At 67.2% G+C, this 13,710-nt stretch carries 11 protein-coding genes; 2 read left to right on the forward strand and 9 right to left on the reverse strand.

Going from position 1 to position 13,710, the window contains the following annotated elements; all coding sequences use genetic code 11:
- Positions 1-48: 48 nt before the first annotated feature.
- Complete coding sequence (locus SR882_RS07110; RefSeq protein ID WP_322520561.1) at positions 49-552, reverse strand: RDD family protein; 504 nt, start codon at positions 550-552, stop codon at positions 49-51.
- A 309-nt stretch (positions 553-861) separates the two neighbouring features.
- Here SR882_RS07110 and SR882_RS07115 point away from each other — a divergent pair, with 309 nt between their 5' ends.
- Positions 862-1,890: a quinone-dependent dihydroorotate dehydrogenase gene (locus SR882_RS07115; RefSeq protein ID WP_322520562.1), complete on the forward strand. Its 1,029-nt coding sequence runs from the start codon at positions 862-864 to the stop codon at positions 1,888-1,890.
- Positions 1,891-1,914: 24 nt separating this feature from the next.
- Here SR882_RS07115 and SR882_RS07120 read toward each other — a convergent pair whose 3' ends face one another.
- The 7 genes from SR882_RS07120 to SR882_RS07150 form a co-directional block, all read right to left on the reverse strand.
- A complete protein-coding gene (locus SR882_RS07120) occupies positions 1,915-2,670 on the reverse strand; it encodes a HesA/MoeB/ThiF family protein (protein WP_322520563.1) in 756 nt (251 codons plus the stop codon).
- A 96-nt stretch (positions 2,671-2,766) separates the two neighbouring features.
- Positions 2,767-3,183, reverse strand: coding sequence for a hypothetical protein (locus SR882_RS07125; protein ID WP_322520564.1), 417 nt, complete (start codon positions 3,181-3,183; stop codon positions 2,767-2,769).
- An 89-nt stretch (positions 3,184-3,272) separates the two neighbouring features.
- On the reverse strand, positions 3,273-4,169 hold the full coding sequence (gene prmC, locus SR882_RS07130) for a peptide chain release factor N(5)-glutamine methyltransferase (protein ID WP_322520565.1): 897 nt from the start codon (positions 4,167-4,169) through the stop codon (positions 3,273-3,275).
- Positions 4,166-5,257: a peptide chain release factor 1 gene (gene prfA, locus SR882_RS07135; protein ID WP_322520566.1), complete on the reverse strand. Its 1,092-nt coding sequence runs from the start codon at positions 5,255-5,257 to the stop codon at positions 4,166-4,168. The genes prmC and prfA overlap by 4 nt, the downstream gene beginning before the upstream one ends.
- An 81-nt stretch (positions 5,258-5,338) precedes the next feature.
- Positions 5,339-6,667 carry a glutamyl-tRNA reductase gene (hemA, locus tag SR882_RS07140; RefSeq protein WP_322520567.1) on the reverse strand — a complete coding sequence of 443 codons (1,329 nt, stop codon included), beginning with the start codon at positions 6,665-6,667 and terminating at the stop codon, positions 5,339-5,341.
- 51 nt (positions 6,668-6,718) lie between these two features.
- Positions 6,719-7,567 carry a phosphatase PAP2 family protein gene (locus SR882_RS07145; protein ID WP_322520568.1) on the reverse strand — a complete coding sequence of 283 codons (849 nt, stop codon included), beginning with the start codon at positions 7,565-7,567 and terminating at the stop codon, positions 6,719-6,721.
- Entirely contained in the window at positions 7,564-8,619 is a 1,056-nt protein-coding gene (locus SR882_RS07150; RefSeq protein WP_322520569.1) for a glycosyltransferase family 2 protein, read from the reverse strand. The genes SR882_RS07145 and SR882_RS07150 overlap by 4 nt, the downstream gene beginning before the upstream one ends.
- 421 nt (positions 8,620-9,040) lie before the next feature.
- On the opposite strand from SR882_RS07150, the gene SR882_RS07155 reads away from it, so the two are divergent.
- Positions 9,041-12,649, forward strand: coding sequence for a diguanylate cyclase domain-containing protein (locus tag SR882_RS07155; RefSeq protein WP_322520570.1), 3,609 nt, complete (start codon positions 9,041-9,043; stop codon positions 12,647-12,649).
- Here SR882_RS07155 and SR882_RS07160 read toward each other — a convergent pair.
- Positions 12,624-13,544 (reverse strand): lysylphosphatidylglycerol synthase domain-containing protein, encoded by a 921-nt coding sequence (locus tag SR882_RS07160; protein WP_322520571.1) that lies wholly within the window; start codon positions 13,542-13,544, stop codon positions 12,624-12,626. The genes SR882_RS07155 and SR882_RS07160 overlap by 26 nt on opposite strands.
- Positions 13,545-13,710 lie beyond the last annotated feature (166 nt).

A 13,710-nucleotide genomic window follows, 5' to 3' on the forward strand; every position in this document is an offset into this window, starting at 1 on the left:
CGGTCGGACGGTGATTGTATCAGTGGCGCCCCGCCTGACCAGCCGCCATCAAGCAAGGTAACGCTTGTCCGGCGGCGGTGGCCGATTGACGACTAGGCAACTCGCCATGATGTCGTGCAATCCCTGCTTCCGACGCGTGAACGCGATCATGAGAAAACCGATCAACAATATGAACGCGGAGAGAATCTTGCCGAAATGCCGGCCGGTCGCTCGCCAGAATCCGATTTGCGCGCCCTGCCGGTCGACCACCTTCATGCCAAGCAGCCGCTTGCCCGGCGTGGCCTGCCACGCCGAGCTTTCGAAAAACGCGTAGTAGAACCATCCGCCGATCAGGCCCACCACGTTGCCGAACGGACCCGCCCAGCCCTCCGACGCACCGCCGGCGACCAGCAGTATGGCGCCGAGCACGGCGACCACGACCACGATGACCACCAGGACCAACCAGTCGACCAGGTAGGCCAGCAGCCGTTTCCAGAAACCGCCGTAGCCATTCGGCACGACCTCGTTTGTCGGTGATTGCTCCATCCGGGCATCCATGCCTCGCTGTTCCATCTTCTTTCTCCGTATGTGGCGGGGGAGGTCCGCACGAACGCTAGACCGCTCTGTGTGCCGTGAGCCGGGGCAGATGCAAGGTGATCCCCCACCGCGGAAGAGCCATTTTCTCTCTTGTCCTTGGACGACAACGCCGCAGGTGCCTGGCTCAAGGCGCAACCGGCAGGAGTTGGCATTGGTGCGGGGCGGCCTAAGGATAAGCGACCCGGGCAACCCCGGCAACGAGGTGTGTGATTCGCGTTACCATGGCGTTCAGCCTGCCGCGGCGTCACGCGCGTCAGACGTCTCCACCGCAACCGACGACCAGCGATGAACCTCTATCCCCTAGTCCGTCCCCTGCTCTTCCGCCTCGACCCGGAGACGGCCCACCGCGTCACACTGACCCTGCTCGATCTGGCGGCCCGCACGCCGTGGTGCGGGATGCAGCGTCGCGGGGTCTCGGCAGACCCGATCACCGTCATGGGCCTGGAATTCCCCAACCGGGTCGGCCTGGCAGCCGGTCTGGACAAGAACGCCGCGCACATCACCGGCCTGTCCTGTCTTGGATTCGGCTTTCTCGAGGTGGGCACGCTGACCCCGCGCGCCCAGCCGGGCAATCCCGCACCGCGCCTGTTTCGATTGGCGGATGCCGAGGCACTGATCAACCGGATGGGCTTCAACAACGACGGCATCGAGTCGGCGCTGGCAAATATCGCCGCCGCGCCGCGCAGCGTGCCGCTGGGCATCAACCTGGGCAAGAACTTCGACACCCCGATCGAGGCGGCGATCGACGACTATCGTGCCGGGCTGGCCGCGGTGTATGACCAGGCCGACTACGTCACCATCAACATCTCCTCACCCAACACCGCCAACCTGCGCAACCTGCAGGGCGGCGAGGCCTTCACCGCGCTGCTCGCGGGTCTGGTCGAGGAGCGCGAGCGCCTGCGCGAAGACAGCGGACGTCAAGTACCGCTTGCCATCAAGATCGCCCCGGACATCGAGGACGAGGAATTCCCGGCACTGGTCGACGCGCTGGTCGCCCACGGGATCGACGCGGTCATCGCCACCAACACGACCACCGGCCGCCCCCTGGTCTCCGGCCTGCCCCAGGCCGACGAGGCCGGCGGGCTCTCCGGTCGCCCGGTGCGCGAACGCTCGACCGAGGTGATCGCCGCCCTGCGCGAACGCCTGCCCGAGGACTTCCCGATCATCGGCGTTGGGGGGATCGACTCGGGTGAAGCGGCAGTGGAGAAGATCCAGGCCGGGGCCGACCTGGTGCAGGTCTACACCGGGCTCATCTACCACGGCCCGCAGCTGATTCGCGACGTGGCATGCGCCCTGGCCGAATCCGACGACTGACGAACTCGCCGGACCGCGTCTGGCTCAATCGGCGCGGCGAGCGGCACACACCGGGCAGTCCGGGTCCTGGCGATATTTGACGGTGCGCCACTCGGCGTCCTTGAGATCAAACAGCGCCAGCCGACCGACCAGCGGGCGCCCCGCCCCGGCGAGCACCTTGATCGCCTCGGCGGCCTGCAGGCTGCCGATCATGCCCACCAGTGGCGAGAGCACGCCGGTCTCGGCGCAGCGCAACTCGTCCTCGCCCTCCTCGCGATACAGGCAGCGGTAGCAGGGTGTGTCCGGATCACGATGGTCGAACACCGTCACCTGCCCGGCCCACTGGATCGCCGCACCGGACACCAGCGGCACGCGCCGTTCGGCGCAGGCGGCGTTCAGGGCAAAGCGCAACTCGAAGTTGTCCGAGCAGTCGACCACCAGATCGACAGCGGCCACCGCCCGGTCCAGCCGCTCACCTTCCAGCCGGGCCTCGACCGGCACCAACCGGACCCCGGGATTGATCTCGCCAAGGCGCGCGCTGGCGGAGGTCACCTTGCTCTGCCCCACCCGCGCCTGGTCATGGATGATCTGGCGTTGCAGATTGGACAGGTCGACCTGGTCGAAGTCGGCAAGATGCAGTTCACCCAAGCCGCTCGCGGCGAGATACATTGCCACCGGCGAGCCCAGCCCACCCAGGCCGACCACCAGCACCCGGGCGGCGAGCAGACGTTCCTGGCCCTCGTAGTCGAGGCCGTCGAGCATGATGTGGCGCCCGTAGCGCAGCAATTGATCGTCGTTCATGGTCTCGTCGTGGTTGGTTTTCTTTGATGAGGTCTGCCAACGCAAATGCCCGGCGTGAGCCGGGCATTGTTCCCCCATCGCGTCAGCGCGAGGTGTTCAGAGATAATGACGCCAAGGGTCGTCGGGACGCTCGGCGCTCTCCTCGGGGTGGCGATCACGGATGACACCCGCCTCGCCGGTGGCACGGTATTTCTGCAGCGGCAGGTTGCAGCCGTCCAGCCCCAACGCCTCGCGCTGGTTCTGCTCGGTGTAGTCGACCAGCGCGCACTTGAGCTTTTCCAGCAAGGCGGCATCCAGATGAAGGCCGGCTGCCTGCAGCGCCTGCCGAATCACCTTGAGACAAATGACGGAAAGGTCGTACTCGACCTCCAGGCACAGCGGCCCGCGGCGCTTGGCGGCAATCACCCCCGGCAACCACCGGGCGAACGACTCCGCGGCTCGTGCCGGCTCCCCTTCCTGGTGCGGGCCACGAAACCAGATTTCGTGCATCTTGATCAGTTGCTTGTCTTCCATGCCGGCGCCTTGCCTTCCCCACTGTACGGATCAAGACTAGCGCAGTTGCCAGGGCGAACCAAGAACGGCGTACCGCGCGACGACGGGTATCAGCCCGGGCGCCGCCCGGCGGTGACGCGGGGGTGTCCGGCCACGTCCCGACGCGTATCGATCGTCTCGAATCCGGCCTGGTCGAGCAGCCCGCCGACCGCTTGGGCCTGCTCGAATCCGTGCTCGAGCAGCAGCCATCCCCCCGGTCGCAGCACCGTGCGGGCCTGAGCGATGATCCGCCGGTAGTCGGCCAGCCCCGCCTCGTCGGCCACCAGGGCCTCGATCGGCTCGTGGCGCAGGTCGCCGGCGGTGAGATGCGGATCGCCGGCGGCGATGTACGGTGGATTGCTGACGATCAGGTCGACCGAGCCTGGCGCGACCGCGTCGAGCCAGTTGCCCTGCCACAGGCCCACCTTCACCGAGGCGCCCTGCTCGGCCAGGAATTCGCGATTGCGCGCCGCGAGTCGGATCGCCACCTCGGAGCGGTCGACGGCATGCACGTCGGCGGCGGGCCGCTCGGCGGCAATCGACAGCGCGATCGCGCCGCTCCCCGTGCCGAGATCCAGCACCCGCGACCGCGTCGTCCCGGGTAGCAACTCGAGGGCGCATTCGACCAGCAGCTCGGTGTCCGGTCGGGGAATGAGCACGCCGGGCGCGGCGTGGAAACGATATCGCCAGAAGCCGCGCTCGCCGATCAGGTAGGCGACCGGCTCACCCGCCGCGCGCCGCTCACAGAGCGACTCCAGCCGGTGGTGACTACCCGGCTCAAGCGGTCGGTCGCCCTGCAGCATCAGTGCGGTGGTATCCAGGCCGGTGACGAAGCCGGCCAGCAGACGAACCTCGAACAGCGCCTCCGCGCGCTCACAACCACGCCCGGCCACGATCCGTTCACCACAGCGTCTCAGCAGCGCATCGAGGCACTCGTCGGTGGACGCCGGGTTCACGGCCCCTGTCACGTGCCTTCCTGCGCGAGCGCCTCCAGTTGCGCGGCCTGGTCGGCCTGACGCAACGGCACCGCCACCTGGGCGAGATCGCCGGCGAGGATCTTGTCGATCTGATGGAGCGTGAGGTTGATGCGGTGGTCGGTCACGCGCCCCTGCGGGAAGTTGTAGGTGCGGATACGGTCGGAGCGGTCGCCACTGCCGACCAGGGCCTTGCGGTTGGCGGCCGTCGCCTCGGCCTGCTCGCGGCGCGCCTCGTCGGCAAGTTTCGCTGCCAGCAGATCCATGGCCCGCGCCCGGTTCTTGTGCTGCGAGCGCTCTTCCTGGCATTCGACCACCGTGCCGCTGGGCAGATGGGTGATGCGGATCGCGGAATCGGTCTTGTTGACGTGCTGACCACCGGCCCCGGAGGCACGGAAGGTATCGACCCGCAGGTCGTTGGCGTTGATCTCCGGGGCGTCCGCCGCGGGGATGACCGGCATGACCGCCACCGTCGCCGCCGAGGTATGGATGCGTCCCTGGGTCTCGGTCACGGGCACCCGCTGAACGCGGTGGGCACCGGACTCGAACTTGAGCCACGAGTAGACCCCGTCACCACTGACCCGCGAGATCAGCTCGCGGTAGCCGCCGTGCTCGCCTTCGGAGGCCGACAGCACCTCGACCTTCCAGCCCTGGGACTCGGCAAAGCGACCGTACATGCGGAACAGGTCACCGGCGAAGATCGCCGCCTCGTCGCCGCCCGCGCCGGCCCGGATCTCGAGGAACACGTCGCCCTCGTCATTCGGATCCTCGGGGAGCAACTGGCGCTCGATCTCGGTGTCCAGTTCGGCGTATCGCCCTTCCAGATCGGCGAGTTCCTCGCGGGCCATCTCGGCCATGTCGGGGTCATCCCCCTCGACCAGGGAGCGCGCCTCCGCGAGCTCCCGCTCGGTGCGACGATAGGTCTCGACGTTCTTCACCAAGGCCTCGAGTCGGGCGTATTCGCGCGACAGGCGCTGGAAGCGGACCTGATCGGCGATCACATCGGGATCGGCGAGCAGTGCGGTGATTTCCTCGAAACGTTCGACCAGGCTGTCGAGCCGGGCGACCAGGGCGTTATGCATAAAAGATTCGGGTACGAAAAGTGAGGGGAACGATCAGCGGTTGGAGCGCCGCCCGACCGGATAGCGGGCGAAGGGAATGCGCTAGCGCTCGCGGTCGTCGTTCGGGTTGCGGTTGCCCCATTGCCCGACCGGCAAGGCACGTTGGGCAAGCGTTTCGGCGTCCTCGTCGAGACCCACCACGTGGGAGACGCTCTGCACCGTGGCGAGGTCGCCACTGACGCAGGCCTGGCGCAGTACCACGGTCGGCTGGTGGATCAGGCGGTTGGTCAGCGTGCGCGCAAGATAATCGAGCGCTTCCTGCGGGTCGCGACCGGATTCGATCATCGAGCGGGCCCGTGCCAGCGTCTCGTCACGCATGTCCTCGGCGCGCCGGCGGTAATTGCGGATCAGTTCCGCGCCGGTCTGCAACTGCACCCATTGCAGGAAATGCTCGACCTGGACGTCGATGATCTCCTCGGCCTGCTCAGCCGCCTCACGACGGCTGCGCTGCCCCTCGTCGATGACGGTCTTGAGATCATCGACGGTATAGAGGTAGACGTCCTGGAGCTTGCCCACTTGCGGCTCGATATCGCGCGGCACGGCAATGTCGACCATGAAGATCGGGCGGCGCTTGCGCTCGCGGATCGCCTGCTCCACCGCGCCCTTGCCCAGCACCGGCAGGGAGCTCGCGGTCGAGGAGATGACGATATCCGCGCGGTGCAGGTGCGCCGGGATGTCGCCCAGGCCGATCGCGCTGCCGTCGTACTGCTCGGCGAGCATGTGGGCCCGCTCGATCGAGCGGTTGGCGACGATCACTCTCGAGAGCCCCGCCGACTGCAGGTGTCGGGCACACAGCTCGATGGTCTCGCCCGCGCCGATCAGCAGCGCGGTCTTTTCCTCGAGCGAACCGAAGATCTGCCGGGCCAGACTGACCGCCGCGAAGGCGACCGACACCGGCGAGGCACCGATCTGCGTGTCGGTGCGCACCTGCTTGGCCACCGCGAAGGTGTTCTGGAACAGGCGACCGAGAATCGGGCCCAGCGCATTGGCGTCCTGCGCCAGCGTGAAGGCGTCCTTGATCTGGCCGAGGATCTGCGGCTCGCCCAGCACCATCGAGTCGAGACCGCAGGCCACCCGCATCAGATGACGAATCGCCGACTCGTCGGTGTGGGCGTAGATGTAGGGGGCCAACGCCTCCGGCGACATCTGGTGAAACGTCGCTAGCCACTCGACCAGTTCGTCGGTGACGCATTCGGCGTGGGTATAGATCTCGGTGCGGTTGCAGGTGGAGACGATCGCCGCCTCTCGCGCCCCACCGTCACCAAGCAGTTCCTTGAGGGCGTTGTGCACGCGCTCGGGGCCGAACGCGATGCGCTCGCGCACGTCCACCGGTGCGGTCTTGTGGTTAACCCCGAAGGCGATCAGTGACATGGCGGAATTATAGCCTCGCACACCCGGTTTTGACGATCCCCGCGACAGCCATCAGCGTCCACGCGACCCCAGTCGACCCAATCGACGATCCAGCGACCGGCTCAGCCGTCCCGGCCAGTAGCGCAGCGTGCCGACAAACAGCGCGGCCACCCCGATCAGCGCGACCAGCCAGTTGGCCCAGAGCCCCTGCGGATACCCGACGTCGACCCAGGGCGCCCCCAGCGCGCATACCGCACAGACGAACACCGCCACCGGCACCGGCCAGCGGGCGTGTCGGGCCGCCGGCCAGCGATCGACCAGCCAGACGGCCACGGCCACCGACACCAATCCGACGATTGCCCCGGCAAGCACGTCGGTGGGCCAGTGCACACCGGCCACCATCCGCGAGATGCCCATGATCGAGGCGACCGCCAGCAGCAGTGCCACCCACGGCCAGCGCGGACGCAAGCCCAGGATCAGCAACCCGGCAAAGGTGAACGCAGTCACCGTGTGCCCCGACGGGAACGCCTTGGAACTGATCGAGTGCCCGATCAGGTTGAAGGCATCGGCCTCCAGCACACCCGGGGGGCGGAGCACGTCGAGCAGCGGCTTGATGCTGTGGGTGATGGCCGTGGCGATAATCGCGGCGAACAGCAGCAAGATCGCCAGGCGGGGACGCCAGAGCACAAACGGCAGCAGCAGGCCCAGCGTCAGCCAGGTGTCGGCCAGGGCGTTGACGCCGGCCCAGAACGCTTGGGTCGATTCGATGCCGCCCAGGACATTGAAGACATGAAACAGGGACTCGCGGGCACCCGGCCAGGCGAACACGCCCAACAGCAGGACGACCGCGGTCAGCACGAAGGCCAGCACCAGCTGGTTGGCCGGGGCCGGATCACGGCGAACGGCAGTCTGGCCGGTCATGCCCGGTCCCCGTGGGCGGACACACCGCCGTCGGCCTCGTTGCCGCGCTTGCCGGCCGACGGCATGCGGAAGGCATCGTTCTCGCCTGCCAGGTCAAAGCGTGCCGGCAGATGGTAGGTGCGCACGTCACGCGACTCGTAGTAGGTCCGGGAAAGCATCTCGGAGAGCACGCCGGTGGTCAGCATCTGCACACCGATGAGGATGAACAGGATCGAGACCAGCAGCAGTGGCCGGTCGCCGATGTCGTGCCCCAGGATCTTCTCGATCAGCAGGTAGAACATCCCCAGCCCGCCCAGCAGACCGAACCCGGTACCCAGCAGGCCGAAGAAATGCGCCGGTCGCGCCGAAAAGCGCATAAAGAAGTACACGCTGATCAGATCGATGATCACGCGGAAGGTGCGCGACAGGCCGTACTTGGAGGTGCCGGCCGTGCGCGGATGGTGCGTCACCACCTCCTCGGCGATCCGGCTGGGGGCGGTCTGCGTGGCCAGCCAGGCGGGGATGAATCGGTGCATCTCGCCGTATAGCCTCACGCCCTTGATCACCTCGGCACGAAAGACCTTCATGCTGCAGCCGTAGTCGTGCAGGTTGACGCCGGTCAGGCGCCGGATCAGGCGATTGGCCAGCCATGAGGGCACCTTGCGCAGCCAGTTGTCCTTGCGATCGCGCCGCCAGCCGGCCACCAGGTCCAGGTCCTCGCGCAACAGCCGGTCGACCAGGCGCGGGATATCGATCGGATCGTTCTGCAGGTCGCCGTCCATGGTCACGATCACCTCGCCGCGGGCGAGATCGATACCCGCCTGCATCGCGGCGGTCTGGCCGAAGTTGCGCGTCAGCGGGATCGGCCGGACGTGCGAGCCGAAGGCCTCACGCGCCTCGCGGATTCGGGCAACCGTGGCATCCGAGGAGCCGTCGTCGACCAGCAACAGCTCCCAGGCTCCGGTATAATCCGCCAGCGCGTCGTGCACCCGTTCGACCAACGGCGAGACGTTCTCCTGTTCGTTGAACATCGGCACGACGATGGAAAGCGGCGCGGCAAGCTGGGTTGTCATGGCGTGGAGCACCCCGTGGTAAGGCTTGATGAGGGCGTGATTGGCGGGAACGCGGATTCCCCGCGTGCGCTAGCGGCCCGTGGGTCGGTAGTGCAAGGCATCACTGGCGTCGATTCGGCATGGCAATCCGGGATCGACAAAAGCGCGGGCAGTGTACGGCAGGTACGCCCGCGACCGCCACCACCCGCTAGTGCCGCGACGACACGAGGCCATCGCCGACCACTGCCCACTCGCCGCCCGCGGCCCGATACCGACTTGCCAGCAAACTTGACCCCAACCCGTGACGGCTTGATCCTCTCAACCACATGAGCCACCACCAACCCAGCCCTAGAACGGCGCCTTCCGCCCTGCCTGCGCCGTCGGCGCCACGGCCTTTCCGACGGCAGCCGGATGCCCCCCGCGCCGCCACGCCGCGCCTCCCATGACCTCGACGACGGTCCAGCGACTCGAGGCCATGGCCCGCTCGCTTGGCGAGCGGCTGCCTCGCGACGAGGCACTCGGCGCCCTGCTCGAGACGATTGCCGCGTGCTATCCCGCCCTGTCACGCAGTGCCGTGTTCCTGAGCGAGGATGGTCGGCTGTTGGCCGCGAGCCATGACTTCGACCCCGCTCTGCTGCCGGATCCGGGCGTGGCCAGCACCCCGGGTGATCCCTCTCATCCAGCCGCGGCGATCGAGGACATCGAGGAACGCCTCCTCCTGCAGGCACTCGGCGCGGAAGACGGCGCGCTGGGCTACTGGGCGATCGAGATCGTCGAGTCCCTGCCCGAGACGGAAACGCTCCAGGCATTGCACGCCAGCATCGACCAACTGTTCGCCAGCACGCAGGCGGATGCCGCGGAACTCAAGCGTCGTCAGCGCCAGCGGATCGAGCGACTGGAACGCGACCAGGCACTGATGCAGTCGCTGCTCGCCCAGATCGACACCCTGATCCTGGCCGATGACGAGCAGCGCATGCTCGATGTCGTTTGTACGCAGCTGGTGGAAACCGGCCTATTTCTGGGCGCCTGGGTCGCCCCGGCCGAGCACGGCATCACCCCGATTGCCACCGGTGGCGACAGCGAGATCATCGACCGGCCGAGTGCGGAGGTGAAACGTACGCTGGAAGACGGCATCCGCCGTGCCCACGCGCTGGTCGACAGCGGCCGACGCCTGGTGATCGACGAGCGCATCGCCGCGCCCTTCGCACAGCTGAACTGGTTCGACACCCCGCCGCTGGCCGCGCTGGTGCCGTTATCGCGCGGAGGCCGGCTCTGGGCCTTCCTGGTGGTGATCGCCGCGGCCGAGTCGGACCTCGATCAGCAGGTAAGCGAGGTGCTGGTGCACTTGGGCGAACTGGTCAATCGCAGCCTCGAGCAGCTCGACCTGCGCGATCGACTCGACGAGGAACAGCAACGCAACACCTACCTCGCCTATCACGACCCGCTGACCAACCTGGCCAATCGCCGCGCCGTCGACGCCGAACTGCCCAAGGCACTGGCGCGGGCGGACCGGCACCAGCAGATGCTGGCGGTCGCACTGCTCGACCTGGACGATTTCAAGCCGATCAACGACCGCTTCGGTCATGCTGCCGGCGACGAGATGCTGATGACGCTCGCCGCGCGCCTGAAAAACGCGATTCGGGATACCGACACCGCCGCCCGGCTTGGCGGGGACGAGTTCCTGCTGATCCTGGAGGACATCGAGGGTGACGAGGGGCTGGCGCGGGTACTCGATCGCGTGGCCACCACCATCCGGCAACCGATTTCCCTGGAAGACGGTGTCGAGGTCCACGCCAACGGCTCAATCGGGGTCACGCGCTATCCACTCGACGACAGTGCGCCGCAACAGCTGATCCGGAACGCGGATGCCGCGCTGTACGCCGCCAAGAACAACAAGTCGGCCCGCCGGCAGGACTGGGTGATCTGGGAGCGGGAGACCACGCAACGAGGCCAGGACCTTCCCGAGATGAGCGAGACGGTTAAGGCGTATGGCCCGGCCGCGAAGATGCTTCTCGAGCGGATTCAACCGGAGGTGGATCGTCTCAGCGACGATTTCATCGATCGATTCTACGCCGAGCTATCCAAGCAGGAATCGATCCGTACCGTACTCGACCGCCTGTCGACCGCGGAATACGCGACGTTGCAGACTCAGCAGGCAGCGCATCTGGCCTTCCTGCTCGATCCCGATCTGAGCGAAGAGGCGCACGTCAATCGTGCCCGTCAGATCGGCCACGTCCATGCCCTGGCGGGTGTTTCGCCCAGCGACCTGGTCCGCGCGATCACGGTCTACATGCACGAGTTCAACGACACCTTCAATCGCGCCCACCTCAACCAGCGTCACCAGAACCGGCTCGAGCGCGTCTTTACCGAACGACTCAGCATGGAACTCTCCCACCAGCTCACCGCCGGCCAGGCGGTGGACGACGAGTTCCATGCCGGCCTGGTCGAGATGGACCGGCGTCGTCGCGACGAGCGCAACTGGCCGGACTTCAACGAGCACCTGCTCGATACCCTGTCCGGTCTGCCCGGCATCGATGGCGTGGCGATCCTCTCGCCCAATGCGGACGGCCGCTTCGTTGCCAACTATGCCGAGGGCGTCGACCTCTTCAATCGCCCGGACGGACGCAGCGACCTCCATCCCACGCTGGATCTCAAGCGCCCGGAGTCGGATCATCCGGTTTCGGTCGCCTATCGGCAGGCCCGCGTGACCAGGATGGACAACACCCTCGCCGATCCCGCGGGCGCCCCCTGGGCCAAGCCGGCCGAGGCACTGGGAGTGCGCAGCTCGGTGGCGATCCCGATCCTCGACAACCGCGACCAGCCGATCGCAGTGATTTGTCTGCACGGTCGCATCCCCGGCATGTTCGCGAATGCGAGGCTGCAAGGCTTTGCCGGCCAGTTGATGGCGTTGGTCAGTCAGGCCTGGCGACAGATCCGCAGTCCGACCGCCCTGCTCTACGCCAAGGGCGATTATGACCGCTGGCGACAGGCCTTCTATGACGGCGGACTGGAAATGATCTTCCAGCCGGTCATCGACGTGCAGACGGGCCGCCTGACCACGCTGGAAGCACTGGCCCGCCTGTACCTGCCGGATGGCGAGGTGATCCTGCCGAACATGTTCATCCCGTGGCTCAATGACGGCCAGGTCATGCGGCTGTTCGAGCTGGGCCTGGAGCAGTCGCTGATCTGCCTGCGCGACATCGAGGCACGCCACGGCCCGTCGCTGTCGGTCGCCATCAACCTGCCGGTGGGCGTACTGATGGACCCGGCCACGCCCGGGCACGTCCGCGCGGCGCTCGACCGCCATGGCGTCAGCCCCCACCGGGTCACCCTCGAGTTGCTCGAACAGGGCGATACCGGCTTCGAGCCGAGCGACCTGGCCGAACCGATGCAGCGGCTCGGTGAGCTGGGCGTCAACCTCGCCATGGACGATCTCGGCTCCGGCTACAACAACCTGTTGCGGCTGCGCAGCCTGCCGTTCAACACGGTCAAGGTCGACCAGGGCATGGTGCGCGCGGCCCAGCACGAACCCGGCCGGGTTCTGACCTTCATCGCCTCGATGATCCAGATGGCTCAGGCCCTGGAGTTGCGCACCGTGGTCGAGGGCCTGGAAACGCCCGACTTGATCGAGGCCACCGCCCTGCTCGGCGGCCAGCTCGGCCAGGGCTACGCGATCGCCCGACCGATGCGCCGCAACGCCCTCGCCGGCTGGATGACCCGGTTCGATTTCGCGACCCACCCCGCCCGGCCGCGCACGGCACTCGGCGCCATGGCCGCCCTCTGGGGGTTGCGTTCGCTGGGACGCGCCCACCTGGAGCAATCCGAGCGCCATCACCAACTGCGCGCCGCCGCTGCCTGGTGGGCGACCGAAAACCTCGACCGCCATCGCCACCTGGCCACCGGCATCCTGTCACTGCTACAGGAATTCCGCGACGGGACCATGCCGGGCGAAACCTTCGAGGCCCGGCTGCAGGGCTACATGGGCACTCTCGATCAGCTGATACGCTCCACGGCAACCGACGAGGTCAGCGCGGCGACGGCCGACGAATGAAAAGCGCCAATCCCGCGGCGAGCAGCGCGGTACCCAGCACGAACAGATGCAAGTTGACCGCCGCGGCCAGCACCTTGCGCGGCTCGTCGACCAGCGGGGCCAGCAGGAGGGCCACGCCGGCCTCGTAGGTGCCAAACCCGCCCGGGGCGTGTACCGGTAGCACCGTGGTCAGATCCCCACCGATCGCCCCGAGCACACCCGCCGCGAAACCGACCGGCGCCAGGGCAGCTAAGACCCAGCCCAGGGCCGTCAGCTTGACCAGCCAGTTCACCCAGGTCCAGAACAGCGTGCCCATCAACCGCATCGGGCGATCGGGCAGGCTCGAGAGCATCGTCACGCCCAGTTGCGCCAGTCGCCCATCCCGCCGGGCAAGCACCCCGTGCAACCAGTGACGCAGACCGTAGGCAACGATCGGGGTCAGCAGCAGCAAGACGAACAGCACGCCCAAAATCCCAGTGGAAAGGCCGAGCAGATGCCCGCCGGCCGCAAGTCCGATCAGCAGCACCACCTGCAGGTCGAGCAGGCGAAACCAGAACAGCACCGGCATGCTCTCGAGCGGGGACAGTCGATAGTAGCGCTGCATCAGCACCGGGAAGGCCAGCTCACCGGAGCGCATCGGCAGCAGGTTGTTCATCAGGTTGTGCCAGCTCGACAGGCGGAAGGCCGACCAGAAATGGCCGGCCAACCGATCCGGAAAATAACGGGTGATGCGCAGGGTGCGAATGAGGTAACTGGCCATCATCAGCACCATCGCCACCAGCAGGGCCCAGGGGTCGATCGAAAGCCAGGGCGCAATCAGGCGTGCCGGCCCCACCCAGGCGATCGCCAGGCCGAGCAGTAGCAGCACGGCCACCCAACCCAGCATGGACGGCAGACGACCCTTGCGCGAGATCAAGACGCCCTCCCGGAGCCGTTGGGGTCCCGGCGCGCGCCCACAGGTCGGCAGGCCATCGTCAGGTCGATTTCCGGGCCAACTTCTGGGCCAACTTCTGGGCCGATCGCCTTGGGCGACATGGGGTAATTGGGCATAATGCTCGTTTGCTCCGTGGCGTGGCCGTCGG

This window comes from Guyparkeria halophila (genome assembly GCF_034479635.1).
Taxonomy (GTDB): Bacteria; Pseudomonadota; Gammaproteobacteria; order Halothiobacillales; family Halothiobacillaceae; genus Guyparkeria; species Guyparkeria halophila.

What these genes read in the sequence shown, in the direction of transcription:
- SR882_RS07120 (WP_322520563.1), bottom strand. Translation starts at nt 2,670, where the DNA reads ATGAACGACGATCAATTGCTGCGCTACGGGCGCCACATCATGCTCGAC.
- SR882_RS07110 (WP_322520561.1), bottom strand. Translation starts at nt 552, where the DNA reads ATGGAACAGCGAGGCATGGATGCCCGGATGGAGCAATCACCGACAAAC.
- SR882_RS07150 (WP_322520569.1), bottom strand. Translation starts at nt 8,619, where the DNA reads ATGACAACCCAGCTTGCCGCGCCGCTTTCCATCGTCGTGCCGATGTTC.
- hemA (WP_322520567.1), bottom strand. Translation starts at nt 6,667, where the DNA reads ATGTCACTGATCGCCTTCGGGGTTAACCACAAGACCGCACCGGTGGAC.
- prfA (WP_322520566.1), bottom strand. Translation starts at nt 5,257, where the DNA reads ATGCATAACGCCCTGGTCGCCCGGCTCGACAGCCTGGTCGAACGTTTC.
- SR882_RS07115 (WP_322520562.1), top strand. Translation starts at nt 862, where the DNA reads ATGAACCTCTATCCCCTAGTCCGTCCCCTGCTCTTCCGCCTCGACCCG.
- SR882_RS07155 (WP_322520570.1), top strand. Translation starts at nt 9,041, where the DNA reads ATGACCTCGACGACGGTCCAGCGACTCGAGGCCATGGCCCGCTCGCTT.
- SR882_RS07125 (WP_322520564.1), bottom strand. Translation starts at nt 3,183, where the DNA reads ATGGAAGACAAGCAACTGATCAAGATGCACGAAATCTGGTTTCGTGGC.
- SR882_RS07145 (WP_322520568.1), bottom strand. Translation starts at nt 7,567, where the DNA reads ATGACCGGCCAGACTGCCGTTCGCCGTGATCCGGCCCCGGCCAACCAG.